Raw genomic sequence first — 19,511 nt, 5'->3', positions numbered from 1 at the left:
TTGGATCATTGCTTAGGCATCCGACCGATGGAGATCGGACATGAACTACCCTACTTCGCCGATACCGCTGCTGCGCCGTGCGCGCACGGTCGCTGTGCTGGCTGTCCTCGTCGGTAGTGGCGCGCTTGCGGGCTGCGTGATGGACCCGCCGGGCCCGTCGCCGATTTATAGCCGGCTGCCCGCCGATCAGTCGGGCATGGCCGCCACCGCCCAACCGCTGACGCCTGAAGAACGCCAGCGCTATGACGCGATCGACCATCAAGTGATGGCCGAGCAGAATCAGGCGATGGCCGCTGAAAATGCGGCACAGGCGTGGTCGCGTTACTACGCGCCGCCTGTCAGCGTGTACGGCAGCTATTACGGCGGTGGATGGGGACACGGCTGGGGTACAGGTGTCGGCATCGGTTACGGGCCGTACTGGGGCTGGTAAGCGGCGGCTAGCTCACGCACGCGGCGAGAATCCAGGTTCGACGGGCGGCGGCGAGCCCAAAGAAAAAGGCGCGGTTCTCACCGTGCCTTTTTTGCATCCTTCGTACTGAACCGTTGTTGCGCTACGGCGAAGCTCAATGCGCAGGCTTCTTGTCTTTCTCAGCAGCCGCTTTACCACCGTGCTTGCGATCCGGCTTCGCGCGCGACTCCGGATTCGGTACCACATGCAGCGGCGCGGTCGACATCTCACCACGCGTGGACGTCGTAACCGAAGGCGTGTTCGCCGCCGGCAACGGCGCGTTTGGCGAAACGAACTGCACGAACACTTCGCTGTCCTTCACCATGCCCATTTCATAACGCGCCCGCTCTTCGACCGCGGCCGTGCCGTTCTGCAAATCCTGCACTTCGCCCTGAATGCGTTCGTTGCGCAGTTTCGAATCAGCATTTTTTTGCACTTGCTGCGCCAGTTGCTGCTGCAACTCGTGCACGCGCAACCAACCGCCGTGCCCCCACCAGAGCGGGTACTGGATCAGCGCCAGTAGAACGATCAGGACAGCAGTGACAAGCCGCATGAAGTAAGCACAATAAATACACGCCGCCCTGCGCTATACGCAGGGCGGCGGGGTCAATCAAAAACGAAGGATAACCGGCTCATCGGTCAGCGCTTGCAAACCAGCCATTAGCGCAGATTGTAGAACGCCGACTTGCCCGGGTAGCTGGCGATATCACCGAGGTCTTCTTCGATGCGCAGCAACTGGTTGTACTTCGAGATGCGGTCCGAACGCGACAGCGAGCCCGTCTTGATCTGACCGGCATTCAGGCCGACCGCGATATCCGCGATCGTCGAATCTTCGGTTTCGCCCGAACGGTGCGAGATCACGGCCGTGTAGCCGGCGCGCTTGGCCATTTCGATCGCCGCGAAGGTTTCCGTCAGCGTGCCGATCTGGTTGATCTTGATCAGGATCGAGTTGGCGATGCCCTTCTCGATGCCTTCCTTCAGGATGCGCGTGTTGGTGACGAACAGGTCGTCGCCCACCAGTTGCACCTTCTTGCCGAGCTTGTCGGTCAGAATCTTCCAGCCGGCCCAGTCACTTTCGTGCATGCCGTCTTCAATCGACACGATCGGGAACTTGTCGGCCAGGTTCGCGAGGTAGTCCGCGAATTCCGTCGACGACAGTTGCAGGCCTTCGCCGGCCAGTTGGTACTTGCCGTCGTGGTAGAACTCGCTCGCTGCGCAGTCGAGCGCGAGCAGCACGTCTTCACCGGCGCGGTAGCCGGCTTTCTCGATGGCTTGCAGGATGGTCGACAGGCATTCGTCGTTGCTGCCGAAGTTCGGCGCGAAGCCGCCTTCGTCGCCGACGGCCGTGCTCATGCCGCGGTCCGACAGAATCTTCTTCAGCGCGTGGAACACTTCGGCGCCGCAGCGCAGTGCTTCGCGGAAGGTCGGCTGGCTGACCGGCACGATCATGAATTCCTGGATGTCCAGGCTGTTGTTGGCGTGCGCGCCGCCGTTGACGATGTTCATCATCGGCACCGGCAGTTGCATCGCGCCCGAGCCGCCGAAGTAGCGGTACAGCGGCAGGCCGGCTTCTTCAGCGGCAGCCTTCGCGACGGCCATCGACACAGCCAGCATCGCGTTCGCGCCGAGGCGCGACTTGTTGTCGGTGCCGTCGAGTTCCAGCAGGGTCTTGTCGAGGAAAGCCTGTTCGGAAGCGTCGAGGCCCATGATCGCTTCGGAGATTTCGGTGTTGATGTGCTCGACGGCCTTCAGTACGCCCTTGCCGCCGTAACGGCCGGCTTCGCCATCGCGCAGTTCGATCGCTTCACGCGAACCCGTCGACGCGCCCGACGGCACCGCTGCGCGGCCCATCGTGCCAGACTCGAGCAGCACGTCGCATTCGACGGTGGGGTTGCCTCGCGAATCGAGAATCTCTCGACCGATGATATCTACGATAGCACTCATGGTTTCCTCAAGAAATGACGTTGAATTCTTTACTGTGACACTGTACCTGGCACAGCCGGTCTCCCCGGCAAACTACCTGCGCGCCGATACGTTCGACGACCATTGCGTGCATTCGCCGCGTGCTCACGACCAGGTCCATTATGCAAAGCTCTCGTGACACGCGGTGAACGCCTGAATCAGTTGAAATCGCTTTCGAGGAACGGCGCGCGCTTGACGGCCTGATCGAGCGTAACCAGCGTCTCGAGCAGATCGGCCATGCGATGCAGCGGCACGGCGTTCGGACCGTCCGACTTGGCTTCGGCCGGATTCGGGTGCGTCTCCATGAAGAGCCCCGACACGCCCACCGCCACCGCCGCACGCGCCAGCACCGGCACGAATTCACGCTGACCGCCCGAGCTCGTGCCCTGCCCGCCCGGCAACTGCACCGAGTGAGTGGCGTCGAACACGACCGGCGCGTTGGTTTCGCGCATGATCGCGAGCGAACGCATGTCCGACACGAGGTTGTTATAACCGAACGACACGCCACGTTCGCACGCCATGAAGCGGTCTTCCGACAGACCCGCTTCACGCGCGGCATCGCGCGCCTTGTCGATCACGTTCTTCATGTCGTGCGGTGCGAGAAACTGGCCTTTCTTGATGTTGACCGGTTTGCCCGAACGCGCGCACGCGTGAATGAAGTCCGTTTGACGGCACAGGAAAGCCGGCGTTTGCAACACGTCGACCACCGAGGCGACCTGCTCGATCTCATGCTCGGCGTGAACGTCGGTCAGCACCGGCAGACCGAGCTGACGCTTCACTTCCGACAGGATGCGCAAGCCTTCGTCCATACCCAGACCGCGGAACGACTTGCCGCTGCTTCGATTGGCTTTGTCGTACGACGATTTGTAGATGAACGGAATGTTCAGCTTCGCGCAGATTTCCTTCAGCCGGCCGGCTGTGTCGATCGTCATCTGTTCGGATTCGACGACACAGGTGCCTGCGATCAGGAAAAACGGCTTGTCGAGCCCGATTTCGAAATCGCCCAGTTTCATGCTTTCTCCCCGACTGCGACCGGCGTGCGCGCCTCGTGATGCGCGAGCGCCGCTTCGACGAACGACTTGAACAGCGGATGGCCGTCACGCGGCGTGGACGTGAATTCCGGGTGGAACTGCACGCCGACGAACCACGGGTGCATGCTGCGCGGCAATTCCATCATTTCCGGCAGATCTTCACTCGGGGTACGGGCGCTGATGATAAGGCCGCCGGCTTCGAGCTGGGGCACGAAGCGGTTATTGACTTCATAACGGTGGCGATGGCGTTCGTTCACGTCCTTGCCATAAATCTCTTCGGCCATGGTACCGGGCTTGATCGGGCAACGTTGCGAACCGAGGCGCATCGTGCCGCCCAGATCCGACTCTTCCGTGCGCTTCTCGACGCGGCCTTCGCGGTCGTACCATTCGGTGATCAGCGCGACCACACGGTTCGGCGTTTCCTGATCGAACTCGGTGCTGTTCGCGTCTTTCAGACCGACCACGTCGCGCGCGAATTCGATCACGGCCAACTGCATGCCGAGGCAGATGCCGAGATACGGCACCTTCGCTTCGCGTGCATAGCGGATCGCCGCAATCTTGCCTTCGGTGCCGCGACGGCCGAAGCCGCCCGGCACGAGCACGGCGTCCAGATGCTTGAGGCTCTCGACGCCTTGCGTCTCGACTTCTTCCGAATCGATGTATTCGATGTTGACCTTGGTCGACGTATGCATCGACGCATGGCGCAGCGCTTCGATCAGCGACTTGTACGACTCGGTCAGATCGACATACTTGCCGACCATGCCGATCGTGACTTCGTGCTTCGGATGCTCCAGCTTCTCGACGAGATCGGACCACATGGACAGATCGGCGGCCTTCGGCGCGAGCTTGAGCTCTTCGCAGATGATCGCGTCCAGACCCTGATCGTGCAGCATCTGCGGAATCTTGTAGATGCTGTCCGCGTCCCACACGGAGATCACGGCGTCTTCCGGCACGTTCGAGAACATGGAGATCTTGGCGCGCTCGTCGTCCGGAATGCGGCGGTCGGCGCGGCACAGCAGCACGTGCGGCGAAATACCGATTTCGCGCAGCTTCTGCACGCTGTGCTGCGTGGGCTTGGTCTTCAGTTCGCCGGCCGTGGCGACCCAGGGCACCAGCGTGAGATGCACGAAGCACGCGCTGTTGCGGCCCATGCGCAGGCTCATCTGACGCGCGGCCTCGAGGAACGGCAGCGATTCGATGTCGCCCACGGTGCCGCCCACTTCGACAATCGCGACGTCCGGTTCACCACACGTCGCGGAAGCCGCGCCGCGTTCGATGAACGCCTGGATTTCATTCGTGATGTGCGGGATGACCTGCACCGTCTTGCCGAGATAATCGCCGCGGCGTTCCTTGCGGATCACCGATTCGTAAATCTGGCCCGTGGTGAAGTTATTGGCCTTGCGCATCTTTGTACTGATGAAGCGCTCGTAGTGGCCGAGGTCGAGGTCCGTCTCCGCTCCGTCTTCCGTCACGAACACTTCGCCGTGTTGAAACGGGCTCATCGTGCCGGGGTCGACATTGATGTAGGGATCGAGCTTGAGGAGGGTGACTTTAAGACCGCGCGATTCGAGGATCGCGGCGAGGGAAGCGGCGGCAATACCCTTGCCGAGGGAAGATACTACGCCGCCGGTGACGAAAACATATTTGGTCATCGCTGGATGCTCGCGGGAAAAACGGATTATACCGTAAAGCAGGGCCCCAACCCCAGCAAAATCCGAGCGAGGTCGGCACGTGCGTATGCCGCGGCGGCGGCCGTTGCCGTGCTTCGATCATGCACCGTTTTCTGCGGCCGTCAGCCGCGCTGCTCCAGTTCATGCAGCATGCTTTGCACGGCGCGTGCGGTTTCGACCGGTTTTTCCATCGGGTAAAGATGACTGCCCTCGATCCATTCCACATGGCCGCCGGTCGCGCGGCGGGTAGCGTCGAGACCAGCCTGGCGGATTTCCTTCGAACGCGTGCCGGCGATGAAGCCCACCGGCACCGGCGCGCCCCGCGCGAGCCGCGAGCCGAGCGTGTGCGGCAAGGTCTTATAGATCTGATATTCGGTGCGGCGGTCGAAGGCCAGCGAGCGCGAGCCGTCGGGCGAAGTCTGCGGAATGCCGAAGTCGATGTAGTCGGAGAGCATGCGCTCATCCCAGCGCGCGAACGCCGGCTTCGAATGGAAATGGCGCCACGCTTCGTCGCGGCTCGCCCATTGAGTCCGCCGCGTGCGAGTGGCCGCCGCGGGCGAGAGCCGCTCGTCGAGGCCGGTCCATTGCGACACGCGCAGCATGCTGCTGCGCCAGCCGGCGATCACCGGCGAATCGAGCATCACCACGCCCCTCACCCACTGCGGCTTCTTGAGCGCGGCCATCAACGACAGATAGCCGCCGAGCGAATGCCCCACCAGCCACACCGGATGCTCGTACGTCCTGCGAATGTCGTCGAGCAACTGTTCGACCAGATGCGGCCAGTCCTGCGTCACCGGAAAGCGCGCGTCGTGGCCGATCCGCTCGATGTAACGCAGTTCATAGTCGTCGGAGAGTTCGGCGAAGATCGTCCGGTAGGTCGACGCCGGAAAGCCATTCGCGTGCGAAAAGTGAATGATGTTTTTCAACTGCGCTATCTCCGTTCTGTTTTTTTGCGTGCGAGTTGTCGTGCACACCTGCGTGCAGTCACCACCCCCGGCGGCGCGTTTCTTCTATCTGTGCGGCCGGCGACTCATCGACGCCCGTCAGCGATCCATCCAGTAGCGTCGCCGCGTGTCGCGATAGCGCTCGAGCGTGAGCATGGCGCTCTTGCCGGCGACGTCGGCATTCGCCTCAGTCTGTGGGCTCACCTCGACGCGTACCGCACCGTCCGCATCGCTGCGCCCGAGTTCGATCTGCCGCGCCTTGTAGCGCTCGAACACACCCGCATTCGGATGACGAAAACGGTTGCGATAGCCTACCTGAAATAGCGCGATAAGCGGGTCGATAGAGTCGAGGAACGGCTCGGTCGACGAAGTCTTGCTGCCGTGATGCGGCACGACCAGCACCTGCGCGCGCAACGCCCTGCGATCACGCGCGAGCAGAACGCGTTCGACGGGCGCTTCGATATCCGCCGTCAGCAAGGCCGTCATGCGTGACGATTCTGCTTGAATGCGGCTAAGCGACGGGCTCGCGGCGGCGGGCAACGTGCTGACCCGCAACACGCAGCAATGCGAGTTCGGCTTGCCTTGCAGCGGACCGGCGTCCGGCCAGAGCATCGCGAACTCCACGCCGTCCCACTGCCAACGCTGGCCCGCCGCGCACGGCAGCGTGTCGGCGCGGTGCCGCCTCGCGTTCGACCACAGCGCATTCGACGGCGCCAAAGCCGCCACCATTTGATGCACCTCGATCGCGTCCAGCACGGCGGGCGCGCCGCCCGAATGATCGGAGTCGGCGTGACTGATGATCAGCGTGTCGAGCGCCGTCACGCCATGCGCCTGTAGAAACGGCACGACCACCCGCTCGCCGGCGTGAGTCGACTCCGGACCCGGCCCGGTATCGAACAGCAAGGTGTGATGCGCCGTTTCGACCAGCACCGAGGTGCCCTGACCGACGTCCAGCGCCGTCAGACGGAAACTGCCGTGCGGCGGCCCGGACGGCGCCGGTATCAGAAGCGGCAGCCATGTCAGCGGCGCGGCCCAGCGCAGCGGCCAGCCACGCGGCGCCAGACACCAGAGCACGCCCACTGCCGCCGCGGCCAGCGTCCACGCATCCGGTTGCGGCAGACGCCAGAGCGCCCAGGCGGGACCGGACAGCCTCTGCAAGCCCGCTGCCAGTAGCTCGAGCAAAGCGTGCGCGACATGCCATGCGTAGGCGTCAAGCGGCGCGGGCAATGCGACGCCGGCCAGCACGGCCGGCGTCACCAGCATGCTTACCCACGGAATCGCGAAGGCATTCGCGAGCGGGCCGATCAGCGGAATCTGCGCGAACCAGTAGACAGTCAACGGCGCGAGCGCGACCGTTACGGCGAATTGCACGTGCGCGGCGCTGCGCAGCCGCTCGCCGGTACTTCGCATGCGGCGGCGCACGCGATCACGCAACCTCGACCATCGGCTCGATGCCTCGCCGCCCGCGCCCGTTTCGTCGCGATGCTGTCGATGATCCTGCACACGGGGCCGCCCCGACATGGCGAACAGAATCGCCGCCACCGCGCAGAACGACAACCAGAATCCCGCCGACGCGACCGCCCAAGGATCGATCAGCAGCACGAGCCCCAAGGCCCACGCGAGCACCGCCGAGCGCGCCACATTGCGCCCGCTGATAAAAGCGAGCGCGACGACCCCCGCCATCCACAGCGCGCGCTGCGCCGGCACATTGAAGCCGGCCAACGCAGCATGCAGCGCGGCGAACACCGCGCCGCCCGTGACCGCGACGACTTGCGCGGGCAGCCGCAACGGCCAGTTGCGGCCGACAAATCCGGAGCGCCGCCAGAACGCGCCCGCCAGCCAGCCCGCGAGGCCCGCGACGAAACCGATGTGCAGCCCCGAAATCGCAACCAGATGACTCGTGCCCGTGCCTCGCATCAGCAACCAGTCCGCAGTGCTGACTTCGTCCTGCGCGCCGATGGCGAGCGCCACGACGATCCCGCGGTGCGGCGCGTTGGCTAGCACCGCATCGATCCGTTCGCGCAGTGCGGCGCGCCAGCGGTCCACCGTCACGCCAACGCCGCGCGCATAGCCGCGCAATCGCACGGCATGAGCCGGCGCGCTGACATAGCCGGTGGCCCGCACGTTGCGCGCGAGCAGACTCGCCTCGGCATCGCGCACGCCGAAGTTGGCATTGCCATGCGGACGTTTGAGGCGCACCGTCAGCCGCCAGCGTGAGCCGAGTTCGAGCAAAGGCGGCGGCGCATCTTCAGCGATCCACGAGAGTTGGATCACATGTGGGAAAGCGTCGATGGGTGCTTCGGCCGATTCAACGTGGAATAGAAAACGCGCGCCGTTTTCATCGCGTGACGGCAGGCCTTTGATACTGCCGACCACCTCGATATCGCGCCCTTCCCACGCGTTCGGCAAGCTCACCGCGAGACGCATTTCCGCGCGAACGGCTGCATAGCCGAAGCCCACACATAACGCCGCGCACGACACCGCGCTCCAGCCGGCGAATGAACGCACACGCTGGCTGACGCGGATCCGGTCGGTTAGTGCAGTGAGAATTGCCGCGCGTGCATACGTGATGCTCGTGGCCGCAGCCGTCGACTTCGCGGCAGCCGTAGCGCCAGCAGCGGCCGCAGTCGCAAGCATCGCTCCAGCGACCGCGTCATCCCGACCAACGCGAGCACTTCCGCACTCGCCCAAACCCCACACCGCCACCACGACCGCGGCACAAGCAACCACCACCAACCCGCACAACGCCATCCAATCCGGCAGCACCGCCTGCCGTTGCAGCCCGATCACGCCCAACGCAAATCCACACCACCATGCCCGCATCCGACCTCCGCCAGCAATCGCCGGACGACGCAACGCTCGCCGCGCGGGCGTCAGCGAGCCCGCCAGGCGTGGGTATCGCCCGGCGCGAACCACTCAAACCATCGAGTTCAATTATGCAGAGGAAAGTGCGAGCCGCGGCAGCGCGGCGAGCGCGTTAGCCGTTGTGCCTAGGGCGGCCTCGTCGGCGGCCATGCCGCGCAGTTGCGCGAGGCTCGCGCCGATCGCCGGAATCTGCTCCGGCGTATTGCGCTGTTTGTAAATCCACGAAGGCGCGATGTCCGGCGCGTCCGTTTCCACAACCAGCGCGTCGAACGGCAACTGCTCGGCGAGACGGCGGATTTGCCGCGCCCGCTCGAAAGTCAGATTGCCGCCGAAGCCGAGATGCATGCCCTGGTCGATATACGCCTGAGCCTGCTGAAAACTGCCGTTGAATGCATGCGCGATGCCGCGATGAATCTGATGCCGCCGCAGTCCCTTGATCACCTGATCCTGTGATTTGCGCACATGGCAGATCACCGGCAGATCGAACTCACGCGCGAGCTGCAACTGGCCGTTGTAGAAGAATTGCTGACGTGCGTCGTCGAGACCCTCGACAAAATAATCGAGGCCGATCTCGCCCATACCGACAAACAGCGGGTCGTCGAGACTCGCCTCGATTTCCATGCGCAACAGATCGAGGTCACTCTCCTGCGCGCCCGGCGTGAACAACGGATGAATACCGAGCGCATACGCGCCACCGTCGACCCGGTGCGCCAGTTCACGCACCGCCGCGAAATTCTGCCGGCCGATCGCCGGAATCACGATCCGTCCCACGCCCGCGCGGCGCGCCGCCGCCGCGACTTCCGCGCGGTCGGCGTCAAATTCCGAAGCGTCGAGATGACAGTGCGTATCGATCCACATGACGTGCCTCGTTATCGGCGCAAGCGGCGCAGCACCGGCTCGCGACGTCCGGCCATTTAAACCGGCACCGGCGGCTCTTCGTGCAGCACGCCGTCGCGCAGCCGCATGATGCGGTCGCAACGCCCCGCGAGTTCCGGATCGTGCGTGACGATCACGAAGCTCGTATCGAGCGTTTGCGACAGTTCGAGCATCAGGTTGAACACGGTGTCGGCGGTGCCGCCGTCGAGATTGCCGGTCGGTTCGTCGGCCAGCACGCAGGCGGGCTTCGTCACCAGTGCGCGCGCAATCGCGACGCGCTGGCGTTCGCCGCCCGACAACTCGCCCGGACGATGCTTCGCGCGATGGCCCATGCCGACGCGCTCCAGCACCGCGAGCGCTTCGCGGCGCGATGCTTCGGTCGTCATGCGGCGAATCCGCAGCGGCATCGCAACGTTGTCGAGCGCGGTGAACTCCGGCAGCAAATGGTGGAACTGATACACGAAACCCAGCGCGCGATTGCGCAGGTCGTTGCGTTCGCGCTCCGAGAGCTTGGTAAAGGGCTTGCCCATCACCGAAACATGGCCGGCGCTCGGATCGTCGAGGCCGCCAAGCACGTGCAGCAGCGTGCTCTTGCCGGAACCCGACGCGCCGACGATCGCCAGCTTCTCGCCGCGCCGCACGCTCAGTTCCGTGTTGTTGAGCACCGTCACGTTCAGACCGCCCTGCACGAACGACTTGGAAATGCCGGTTGCTTCCAGCACGTAGGGATGCGGCACGGTGTCGGAAGAAGCCATGGATAGGTTTGCGGAACGGTCATTCATAGCGCAGTGCCTCCGCCGGACGGACTTTCGCACCACGCCAGCTCGGGTACAACGTGGCCAGCGCCGACATCGCGAAGGCGATGATGCCGATTCGCGCGACGTCGGCCGGAACCAGTTCGGACGGCAGTTCGCTGATGAAATACACCGACGGCGGCAGGAACTGCACACCGATCAGATGTTCGATCATCGGCACGAGCCATGGAATGCTCCACGCGATCAGGCAGCCGAGCGCGACGCCGGTCGCCGTGCCGATAAAGCCGATCGTCACGCCCTGCACGACGAAAATCTTCATGATCGAGCCGGGCTGCGCGCCGAGCGTGCGCAGAATCGCGATGTCGGCCTGCTTGTTGGTCACCGTCATGACGAGCGACGACACCAGATTGAACGCCGCCACCGCGATGATCAGCGTGAGGATGATGAACATCATGCGTTTTTCGATCTGCACCGCGGAGAACCAGGTCTTGTTCTGCTGCGTCCAGTCGCGAATGTATAAATCGCCGGACAGTGTGCGCGCAAGCTGATGCGCGACTTCCGGCGCGCGCTGCATGTCGGTCAGGCGCAGCCGCACGCCGGTCGGCGCGGGCAGCCGGAATAGCGCCTGCGCGTCCTTGATGTTGATCAGTGCGAGCGTGCTGTCGTATTCGTAGTGTCCCGACTCGAAGATGCCCACCACCGTGAACTGTTTTAGCCGAGGCAGCATGCCGGCTGGCGTGATGGTGCCTTCGGGCGCGACCAGCGTGATCTTGTCGTCGACCTGCACGCCGAGATTGGTGGCGAGGTCGGCGCCCAGCACGATGCCGAAGTCGCCCGGCTTCAGCGCGTTCAGACTGCCGCCTTTCATCTCCTTACCGATATCGGACACCTCCGGCTCCAGCGACGGCTCGACGCCGCGCAGCGCCACCCCGCTCACCGCGTCCTGGCGCGTGAGCAGCGCCTGCGCTTCGACATACGGCGCCGCACCGATCACTTCCTTGTTCTGGCGCGCTTCCTTGGCGGTCAGCTCCCAGTTGGGCATCGACCCGGTCGGCGAAAAAATTTCGACGTGCGCGAGCACCGACAGCATGCGGTCGCGCACCTCTTTCTGAAAACCGTTCATCACGGACAACACGACGATCAGCGCCGCGACGCCGAGCGCGATGCCCGACATCGACACGAGCGCAATGAAGGAAATGAAGCCGTTACCGGTCGTGCGTTTGCCGGCGCGGGTGTAGCGCCAGCCAATCTGCCATTCGTAGGGAAATTTCAAGCGAATCCTTGTCTGCGTTCTTCGGCTTTGTGCCGCGCACGATGGCGTGAAGCGCCTGCCGTGCGGCCCGAGCGTCGTGATCATTGGTGTCGTTGCGACGCGGATGGTTCCGGTACGGCGTGCCGTAGCGTAGCAATGCGCGCGCCACCGCGGTCCGCGGCTGTCCGGGAGGCGGCCGTTGCTGTCGCCAACATCGCTGCCACCACTAATCAAGCGCGAAGTTTGCCATACAATGCCGCCCGCTCGCGCAAACGCAGTGTGGACGGGACCTCGAACAGAAACGCCGGCCGCCTGCGGTCAGCTCGGCTCGGCGGCGGCCGTCCTGAACCGGCGCCGCGTCGCCGTGCGCCGCGTTCGGGCACGGCCCCGGTTCCGCCTAACGCAGGTTGTAACGGCCGCGCAGCTCGTTGATGATGCCCGCGGCGGCGCTGTTGGCGGCGTCGCGCACGTCGGCGTCCTTGCGGTCGCGGTGCAGATGGCTGATGTCCCAGTTGCAGCCGCTCTCGTCGTCCACGGTCTCGTGGAAGCCGGTCGGAATCCAGCCGGCCGTGGCCGGGTTCGCATCGAGCGCCTTGACGACCAGCGCTAGCAATTCCTGCTCGGTTTTGAGTTCACGCGACATGCCGGTCTCCCTCGTCATGTGCGCGGTGCCGCCGCGCGCGGCTGTTGCTCCGGCGGCCGGCCGGCGGCGAACCCGGAGGTCCGCTGCCGCCACGCTTCGTCGAGCGGATGCTGATGGTCGGAATACTCGCACTCTTTGCCCTACAATGCGCAGCATCATGCTCGCCAACCGTCTCCATCTTCTCCTGCCCTTCGCGCTGCCCGCCGCAGCGGACGCCTCCACCGCCCTTCACGCCATCCGCAGTCCGGCCCTCGACCGGCTGATCGCGCGCGCGACGCTGGTGGAACGCGTGATCGGCGAAGACTTTCAGCGCACGCTGCCGCACGAGCGCTGGGTGGCACGCCAATTTGGCGCGCTGCCGAGCGGCGCGGCGGCCGCCGACGAAGCGCCGCTCGCGCCGTACATGCTGCGCGCCGACGGCGGCGAACCCGGCAACGCCACATGGGCCTGCGTGCAGCCGGTGCACGTGCGCATCGCGCACGATCATCTGGTGTTGATCGATCCGGCCTCCCTCGATCTGTCCGACGAGGAAGCCGGCGCGCTGCTCGCGGTCGCGCGACCGCTGATCGAGGAACTCGGCGTGCGTATCGAAGCGCCGCGGCCCGCGCGCTGGTATCTGTCGGGCGACGGCTTCGGCACGCTGGCCGGCGCGTCGCCGTTGCGCGCGAGCGGGCGCAACATCGAAATCTGGCTGCCGCACGAGGCCCATTCCGGCGAGCGTTCGCGCGCGTGGATGAAGCTGCAGAACGAAGTGCAGATGGCGTGGTTCGAGCATCCGGTCAACGAAGCGCGCGAGGCGCGCGGCCTGCCGGCCGTCAACTCGATCTGGTTTCACGCGCAGGGCGCGGCGCAACCGGTGCGCAGTCCGTTCGCGCGGGTGCTGTCCGACGCGGCCGCCACGCGCGGCCTTGCGATGACCGCCGGGGTCGCGAACGGTGCGCCGCCGGCCTCGTTCGGCGCGCTGGCGTCGCTTGCGGACAAGGCGAACGGCGCCACGCACGCGGGCGCGAGCATCACGCTGGTCGAACTCGATCCGTTCTCCGCGCCCTACATCCAGCAGGACTGGGCGCGCTGGAACGACGCCTTCGCCGCCATGCAAACAGCCTGGTTCGAACCCGCGCTCGCCGCGCTGCAATCCGGCGATCTCGCTGAACTCGGCCTGACCTTGTGCGGCGACACCGGCTCGGTGACGCTCTCGGTTACGCGCGGCGACCTGCGCAAATTCTGGCGGCGGCGCGTGCTCGCCTCGCTCTTCATCGAATAATTGATTGAATGACTCACGGCCTTTCCGAATGACTCGAATCGTTACGCGCGCCTGCTCTCCTGTCGACGCCGAAGTCCTCACCCGCCACGGCCTGCATCCGGTGCTCGCGCGCCTCTACGCATCGCGCGGCGTGTGCATGCCCGACGAAATCGAAACCGGCCTCGCGCGGCTCGTGCCGCCGGTCGCGCTCAAGGGCTGCGAAGACGCCGCCGCCTTGCTCGCCGACGCGATCCAGAACCAACGCCGCATGCTGGTGGTCGCCGACTACGATTGCGACGGCGCCACTGCCTGCGCGGTCGCGGTGCGCGGCCTGCGCATGTTCGGCGGCCGGATCGAATATCTGGTGCCGAACCGCTTCGAGTACGGCTACGGCCTGACGCCCGAGATCGTCGCGCTGGCTGCGCGCAGCGCGTCGGGCAAACCGGATCTGCTGATCACGGTGGATAACGGCATCGCCAGCGTCGACGGTGTGGAAGCGGCCAATGCGCTCGGCATCGACGTGCTGGTCACCGATCACCACCTGCCCGGCGACGAACTGCCGGCCGCCCGCGCGATCGTCAATCCGAACCAGCCGGGCTGCACGTTCCCGAGCAAGTGCATCGCGGGCGTCGGCGTGATGTTTTATGTGCTGCTGGCATTGCGCGCGGAATTGCGCCGCCGCGGCGCCTTCAACGACGCGTTTCCCGAACCGCGCCTCGACGGCCTGCTCGATCTGGTCGCGCTCGGCACGGTCGCGGACGTCGTCAAGCTCGACGGCAATAACCGCGTGCTGGTCGCGCAAGGCTTGCAGCGCATCCGCAAAGGCAAGATGCAGCCGGGCATCGCCGCGCTCTTTCGCGCCGCCGCGCGCGACGCTCGCAGCGCGTCGGGTTTCGACCTCGGCTTCGCGCTCGGGCCGCGCCTGAACGCGGCGGGCCGCCTGTCGGACATGTCGCTCGGAATCGAATGCCTGACGACCGACGACATCGGCCGCGCGTGGGATCTCGCGCAGCAACTCGACACAATGAACCGCGAACGCCGCGAAATCGAAGCCGGCATGCAGCAGCAGGCGCTCGAAGACCTCTCGGCGATCGACCCTGACGGCGCGACTACCATCACGCTGTTCAATCCCAGCTGGCACCAGGGCGTGATCGGCATTGTCGCGGGGCGGCTGAAGGAGAAGTTCCACCGGCCCTCGTTCACTTTCGCGCTCGCCGACGACAGCGGCCAGACCGTCAAAGGCTCGGGCCGCTCGATCGCGGGCTTCCATCTGCGCGACGCGCTCGATCTGATCTCGAAGCGCGAGCCCGGCCTGATCGTCAAATTCGGCGGCCACGCGATGGCCGCCGGCCTCACGCTCGCCGCCGCCGACGTAGCGCGCTTCACCGCCGCGTTCGAAGCGGTCGGCCGCGAATGGCTGTCCGAGGACGCGCTCTCGCGCACGGTGGAAACCGACGGCGAGTTGGAGGACGCGTATTTCACGCCGCAATTCGTCGAAATGCTCGACGCCGCCGTGTGGGGCCAGGGCTTCCCGGCGCCGGTGTTTTCGGGTGAATTCGACATCGCCTCGCAGGCGCTCGTGAAGGACAAGCACCTGAAGCTGCAACTCGTGCGCGGGCGCCAGCGCTTCAACGCGATCTGGTTCAATCACACCGACACGCTGCCCGCTCGCACCACCGTCGCCTATCGTCTCGCGAGCGACACATGGAACGGTGTATCGCGCGTGCAGCTGATCGTCGAGCACGCCGCGAACTGAGGCGATGCACTGAAGCGGTGAGTCGAAGCCGCCCGGTGCGCCAGGCTCCGGGGCACCGAAAACCTCGAAAAATCTCCGCAAAATCAACCGCAAACACGCGCCGGATCGCTGAACAGCCTCCGGCGCGGCACGCCGATCGGCTATAATTTCCCCTTTTTACGAAGCTATAAAAGATCGACATGGAAGCGGAACGTCTCAACGCGATCGAAGCCTCACTGGCGGACCTGCGCACTCGCGCGGGCGCGCTACGGGGGTATCTTTGACTACGACGACAAAGCACTGCGTCTAATCGAAGTCAACCGGGAACTCGAAGACCCGGACGTCTGGAACGACTCGAAGCACGCCCAGGCCCTCGGCCGGGAGAAGAAGCTGCTCGACGACACCGTCGGCAAACTCACGTCGCTCGATAACGACCTGCGCGACGCGCAGGACCTGTTCGACATGGCCCGCGAAGAAGACGACGAGGAAACACTCCTCGCCTGCGAATCCGACGCGCAAGGCATCGAACAGCGTGTCGCCGACATGGAATTCCGCCGCATGTTCGCGAACCCGGCCGATCCGAACAACGCCTTCCTGGACATTCAGGCCGGCGCCGGCGGCACCGAGGCGTGCGACTGGGCCTCCATGCTGCTGCGCCAGTATCTGCGCTACTGCGAACGCAAAGGCTTCAAGACCGAAGTGCTGGAACAGACCGACGGCGACGTCGCGGGCATCAAGAACGCCACGATCAAGATCGAAGGCGAATACGCGTACGGCTTTTTGCGCACCGAAACCGGCGTGCATCGCCTCGTGCGCAAGTCGCCGTTCGACTCGTCGGGCGGTCGTCATACGTCGTTTTCGTCGGTGTTCGTGTACCCGGAAATCGACGACTCGATCGAAGTCGACATCAACCCGGCCGATCTGCGTATCGACACGTACCGCGCGTCCGGCGCGGGCGGTCAGCACATCAACAAGACCGACTCCGCGGTGCGTATCACGCACATGCCGTCGGGCATCGTCGTGCAGTGCCAGAACGACCGTTCGCAGCACCGTAACCGCGCCGAAGCGATGGCCATGCTGAAATCGCGCCTGTACGAGGCGGAAATCCGCAAGCGTCAGGCCGAGCAGGACAAGCTCGAAGCCGGCAAGACCGATGTGGGCTGGGGTCATCAGATCCGCTCGTACGTGCTGGACAACAGCCGTATCAAGGATCTGCGCACCAACGTCGAAATCAGCAATACCAAGAGCGTGCTCGACGGCGACCTCGATCCGTTCATCAGCGCCAGCCTGAAACAAGGCGTCTAAGCGCAACCGGCGCGGCCTGCCCTTGCAACGCCGCGCCGTATCTTTTTACCGCCTGAGGTTTTTACTGACTGGCCACCCGCAAGCGAGCCATTTCCGTGCGGGCCACCGAATACCAAATCATCATGACCGAACCGACCCAGCCGAATGCGGCCCAGCCGAATGTGGCCCAGCCAAATGTGGCGCCCGAGGTGGACGACAACAAAATCATGGCCGAGCGCCGCGAAAAGCTGCGCGAGCTGCGTGAGCAAGGTGTCGCCTATCCGAACGATTTCCGTCCCACGCATCACGCCGAAGATCTGCAGTCGCAGTACGAGCACGCCGACAAGGAAGCGCTCGAAGCGAATCCGCTCGAAGTCGCGATCGCCGGCCGCATGATGCTCAAGCGCGTGATGGGCAAGGCGAGCTTTGCGACCGTGCGCGACGGTTCGGGTCAGATCCAGTTCTTCATTACGCCCGCCGACGTCGGCCAGGAAACGTACGACGCCTTCAAGAGGTGGGACATGGGCGACATCGTCGCGGCGCGTGGCGTGCTGTTCCGCACCAACAAGGGCGAGCTCTCGGTACGTTGCACGGAACTGCGCCTGCTGTCGAAATCGCTGCGTCCGCTGCCGGACAAGTTCCACGGTCTCTCCGACCAGGAAATGAAGTATCGCCAACGCTATGTCGATCTGATCGTCACGCCGGAAACGCGTAAGACTTTCGTTGCGCGCACGAAGGCGATTTCGTCGATCCGCAAGTTCATGGCCGACGCCGACTTCATGGAAGTCGAAACGCCCATGCTGCACCCGATTCCGGGCGGCGCGGCGGCCAAGCCGTTCACCACGCACCACAACGCGCTCGACATGCAGATGTTCCTGCGTATCGCGCCGGAGCTGTATCTGAAGCGCCTCGTGGTCGGCGGCTTCGAGCGTGTGTTCGAGATCAACCGTAACTTCCGCAATGAGGGCGTGTCCGTGCGCCACAATCCGGAATTCACGATGATCGAGTTCTACGCCGCGTACACCGATTACAAGTGGTTGATGGACTTCACCGAGCAGTTGATCCGCCAGGCCGCAATCGACTCGCTTGGCACCGCGACAATCACGTATCAGGGCCGTGAACTCGATCTGGCGAAGCCGTTCCATCGCCTGACGATCACGCAGGCAATCCAGAAGTACGCGCCGCAATACACGAACGAGCAACTCGCCGACAGCGCTTTCCTGCGCACGGAATTGAAGAAGTTCGGCGTGGACGCGTCGCAGCCGCAGTTCCTGAACGCGGGCGTCGGTTCGCTGCAACTGGCGCTGTTCGAAGAGACCGCCGAGTCGCAACTGTGGGAGCCGACCTACATCATCGACTACCCGATCGAGGTGTCGCCGCTGGCGCGCGCGTCGGACAAGGTCGACGGCATCACCGAGCGCTTCGAGCTGTTCATCACCGGCCGTGAAATCGCCAACGGCTTCTCGGAGCTGAACGATCCGGAAGACCAGGCGGCCCGCTTCAAGAAGCAGGTCGACCAGAAAGACGCCGGCGACGAGGAAGCGATGTTCTACGACGCGGACTACATTCGCGCGCTCGAATACGGTATGCCGCCGGCCGGCGGTTGCGGCATCGGCATCGACCGTCTGGTGATGATGCTGACCGACAGCCCGAGCATCCGCGACGTGATTCTGTTCCCGCATCTGCGCCGCGAAGACTGAGCGTTGCGTGGTTCGCATCCTGGAGAACGCCCGGCTCGATGCCGGGCGTTTTTCTTGCTGATTCCTTTGAAAGCACACCTGGCGGACGTCGGACGGTTTGTAACCATCGGTAAAAGCTGCGCGCTATGCGAGGATTCGGCCGTCCGCGTTCATCGTGCGAGCGCTTGCCGGAAGCGGCGCCCCGCCGCGCCGCGCGGGCTCTAACGCGACGCCGTCGCGGCGATTACCCGGAAATCGTTACAAATTGAAACCCTAATGGAATCGATTTACCAGACACTTTGTCTTACCAAAAGTCGACTCCTGTTGAAGACGGAGGCCAAAATGGACAATCCGAACACGCAACCCACCACGCAATCCGCGCAGCCTGCGCAACAACGCCGGATTCACCCGCTCGTGGCGACCGCTGCCGGCGCGGTGATCATCGCAAGCCTCGTCGCCACCGCGGCGGTCACGGGCCTGTTCCCGAAGGCATCCAGCAACGGCGCGCAAAACGATCAGACGCAATCGGCGCAAGTCGCCACGCAAGCTAACCAGCAGGGCGTGGTCGATTCGGCGGCGCCTGCCAACCCGACGGCGCAACAGGCCGCGCAGCAACAGGCTGCCCAGCAGCAAGCCGCGCAACAGCCGCAGCCCGCGCCGGCACCGGCGCCCACACAGCAGCAGCAATACGCGCAGCAGCAACAGGCCCAGCCGGCACCCAACTATGCCCAGCAGCAGCCGGCGCAACCAGCCTACTGCTCGACATGCGGCGTAGTCGAGGCCATCTCGGCGGTGCGTCAGGAAGGTCATGGCACCGGTATCGGCGCGGTCGGCGGCGCGGTGGCCGGTGGCGTGGTCGGCAACCAGTTCGGTAGCGGCGGCGGCCGTACCGCGATGACCGTTCTCGGCGCGCTCGGCGGCGGCCTTGCCGGCAACTCGGTCGAGAAACATATCCGCAGCACCACGTCGTATTCGGTGCGCGTACGGATGGAAAGCGGCAAGACGCGTTACTTCACCTACCATGAAGCGCCGCCGTTCCAGCAAGGTCAGCGCGTTCGGGTTCAGAACGGCACGCTTGTAGCAAGCTAGGGCGAAACAGGCGGAATTTGCGCCAGACGCAAAAA

The 19,511-nt window shown here is 64.6% G+C and carries 16 protein-coding genes; 6 read left to right on the top strand and 10 right to left on the bottom strand.

All coding sequences use genetic code 11. From position 1 onward, the window contains the following. Positions 1–40 precede the first annotated feature (40 nt). Entirely contained in the window at positions 41–430 is a 390-nt protein-coding gene (locus P0D96_RS11050; protein ID WP_408175869.1) for a hypothetical protein, read from the top strand. A 133-nt stretch (positions 431–563) separates the two neighbouring features. Here the strand turns inward: P0D96_RS11050 and ftsB are convergent, their stop codons facing one another. The 10 genes from ftsB to P0D96_RS11000 form a co-directional block, all read right to left on the bottom strand. Beyond that, positions 564–1,001 (bottom strand): cell division protein FtsB, encoded by a 438-nt coding sequence (gene ftsB / locus P0D96_RS11045; RefSeq protein WP_132373842.1) that lies wholly within the window; start codon positions 999–1,001, stop codon positions 564–566. A gap of 107 nt (positions 1,002–1,108) precedes the next feature. Further along, complete coding sequence (gene eno, locus P0D96_RS11040; protein WP_054038196.1) at positions 1,109–2,392, bottom strand: phosphopyruvate hydratase; 1,284 nt, start codon at positions 2,390–2,392, stop codon at positions 1,109–1,111. Positions 2,393–2,568: 176 nt separating this feature from the next. Beyond that, a complete protein-coding gene (gene kdsA, locus P0D96_RS11035; protein ID WP_091792904.1) occupies positions 2,569–3,423 on the bottom strand; it encodes a 3-deoxy-8-phosphooctulonate synthase in 855 nt (284 codons plus the stop codon). Next, positions 3,420–5,093 (bottom strand): CTP synthase, encoded by a 1,674-nt coding sequence (gene pyrG, locus P0D96_RS11030; protein WP_342960367.1) that lies wholly within the window; start codon positions 5,091–5,093, stop codon positions 3,420–3,422. The genes kdsA and pyrG overlap by 4 nt, the downstream gene beginning before the upstream one ends. Before the next feature lie 140 nt (positions 5,094–5,233). Beyond that, the gene (locus P0D96_RS11025; protein WP_132373839.1) at positions 5,234–6,037 is read right to left on the bottom strand and encodes an alpha/beta fold hydrolase; all 804 of its coding nucleotides are present in this window, start codon (positions 6,035–6,037) and stop codon (positions 5,234–5,236) included. 117 nt (positions 6,038–6,154) lie between these two features. Continuing rightward, the gene (locus P0D96_RS11020; protein ID WP_408313388.1) at positions 6,155–8,878 is read right to left on the bottom strand and encodes a DNA internalization-related competence protein ComEC/Rec2; all 2,724 of its coding nucleotides are present in this window, start codon (positions 8,876–8,878) and stop codon (positions 6,155–6,157) included. Positions 8,879–8,989: 111 nt separating this feature from the next. After that, positions 8,990–9,778 (bottom strand): TatD family hydrolase, encoded by a 789-nt coding sequence (locus P0D96_RS11015; RefSeq protein ID WP_408313386.1) that lies wholly within the window; start codon positions 9,776–9,778, stop codon positions 8,990–8,992. Between the two features lie 56 nt (positions 9,779–9,834). Then, positions 9,835–10,578, bottom strand: a complete 744-nt coding sequence (gene lolD, locus P0D96_RS11010; protein ID WP_106279458.1) for a lipoprotein-releasing ABC transporter ATP-binding protein LolD — start codon at positions 10,576–10,578, stop codon at positions 9,835–9,837. Further along, positions 10,571–11,824 carry a lipoprotein-releasing ABC transporter permease subunit gene (locus P0D96_RS11005; RefSeq protein WP_132373836.1) on the bottom strand — a complete coding sequence of 418 codons (1,254 nt, stop codon included), beginning with the start codon at positions 11,822–11,824 and terminating at the stop codon, positions 10,571–10,573. Before P0D96_RS11005 ends, lolD begins: the two co-directional genes overlap by 8 nt. 376 nt (positions 11,825–12,200) lie before the next feature. Further along, positions 12,201–12,446 carry a hypothetical protein gene (locus P0D96_RS11000; protein ID WP_132373835.1) on the bottom strand — a complete coding sequence of 82 codons (246 nt, stop codon included), beginning with the start codon at positions 12,444–12,446 and terminating at the stop codon, positions 12,201–12,203. Positions 12,447–12,591: 145 nt separating this feature from the next. Here P0D96_RS11000 and P0D96_RS10995 point away from each other — a divergent pair, with 145 nt between their 5' ends. From P0D96_RS10995 to P0D96_RS10975, 5 genes are all read left to right on the top strand, one after another. Next, positions 12,592–13,710 carry a regulator gene (locus P0D96_RS10995; RefSeq protein ID WP_408313385.1) on the top strand — a complete coding sequence of 373 codons (1,119 nt, stop codon included), beginning with the start codon at positions 12,592–12,594 and terminating at the stop codon, positions 13,708–13,710. Between the two features lie 28 nt (positions 13,711–13,738). Then, the gene (recJ, locus tag P0D96_RS10990; RefSeq protein WP_408282735.1) at positions 13,739–15,445 is read left to right on the top strand and encodes a single-stranded-DNA-specific exonuclease RecJ; all 1,707 of its coding nucleotides are present in this window, start codon (positions 13,739–13,741) and stop codon (positions 15,443–15,445) included. Positions 15,446–15,624: 179 nt separating this feature from the next. Then, positions 15,625–16,729 (top strand): peptide chain release factor 2 gene (gene prfB, locus P0D96_RS10985; protein WP_132373832.1). Its coding sequence is split into 2 segments (ribosomal slippage): positions 15,625–15,705 and positions 15,707–16,729, totalling 1,104 coding nucleotides; the frame shifts between segments, so codons are not numbered across the junction. 122 nt (positions 16,730–16,851) lie between these two features. After that, the gene (lysS, locus tag P0D96_RS10980; RefSeq protein WP_408175859.1) at positions 16,852–18,408 is read left to right on the top strand and encodes a lysine--tRNA ligase; all 1,557 of its coding nucleotides are present in this window, start codon (positions 16,852–16,854) and stop codon (positions 18,406–18,408) included. Positions 18,409–18,729: 321 nt separating this feature from the next. After that, a complete protein-coding gene (locus P0D96_RS10975; RefSeq protein WP_408175858.1) occupies positions 18,730–19,476 on the top strand; it encodes a glycine zipper 2TM domain-containing protein in 747 nt (248 codons plus the stop codon). Positions 19,477–19,511 lie beyond the last annotated feature (35 nt).

It is taken from the genome of Paraburkholderia sp. RL17-347-BIC-D (assembly GCF_046027915.1).
Lineage (GTDB): Bacteria > Pseudomonadota > Gammaproteobacteria > Burkholderiales > Burkholderiaceae > Paraburkholderia.
The sequence above is the reverse complement of the archived record's forward strand: the minus strand, read 5'-3'. Positions and strand labels throughout refer to the sequence as shown.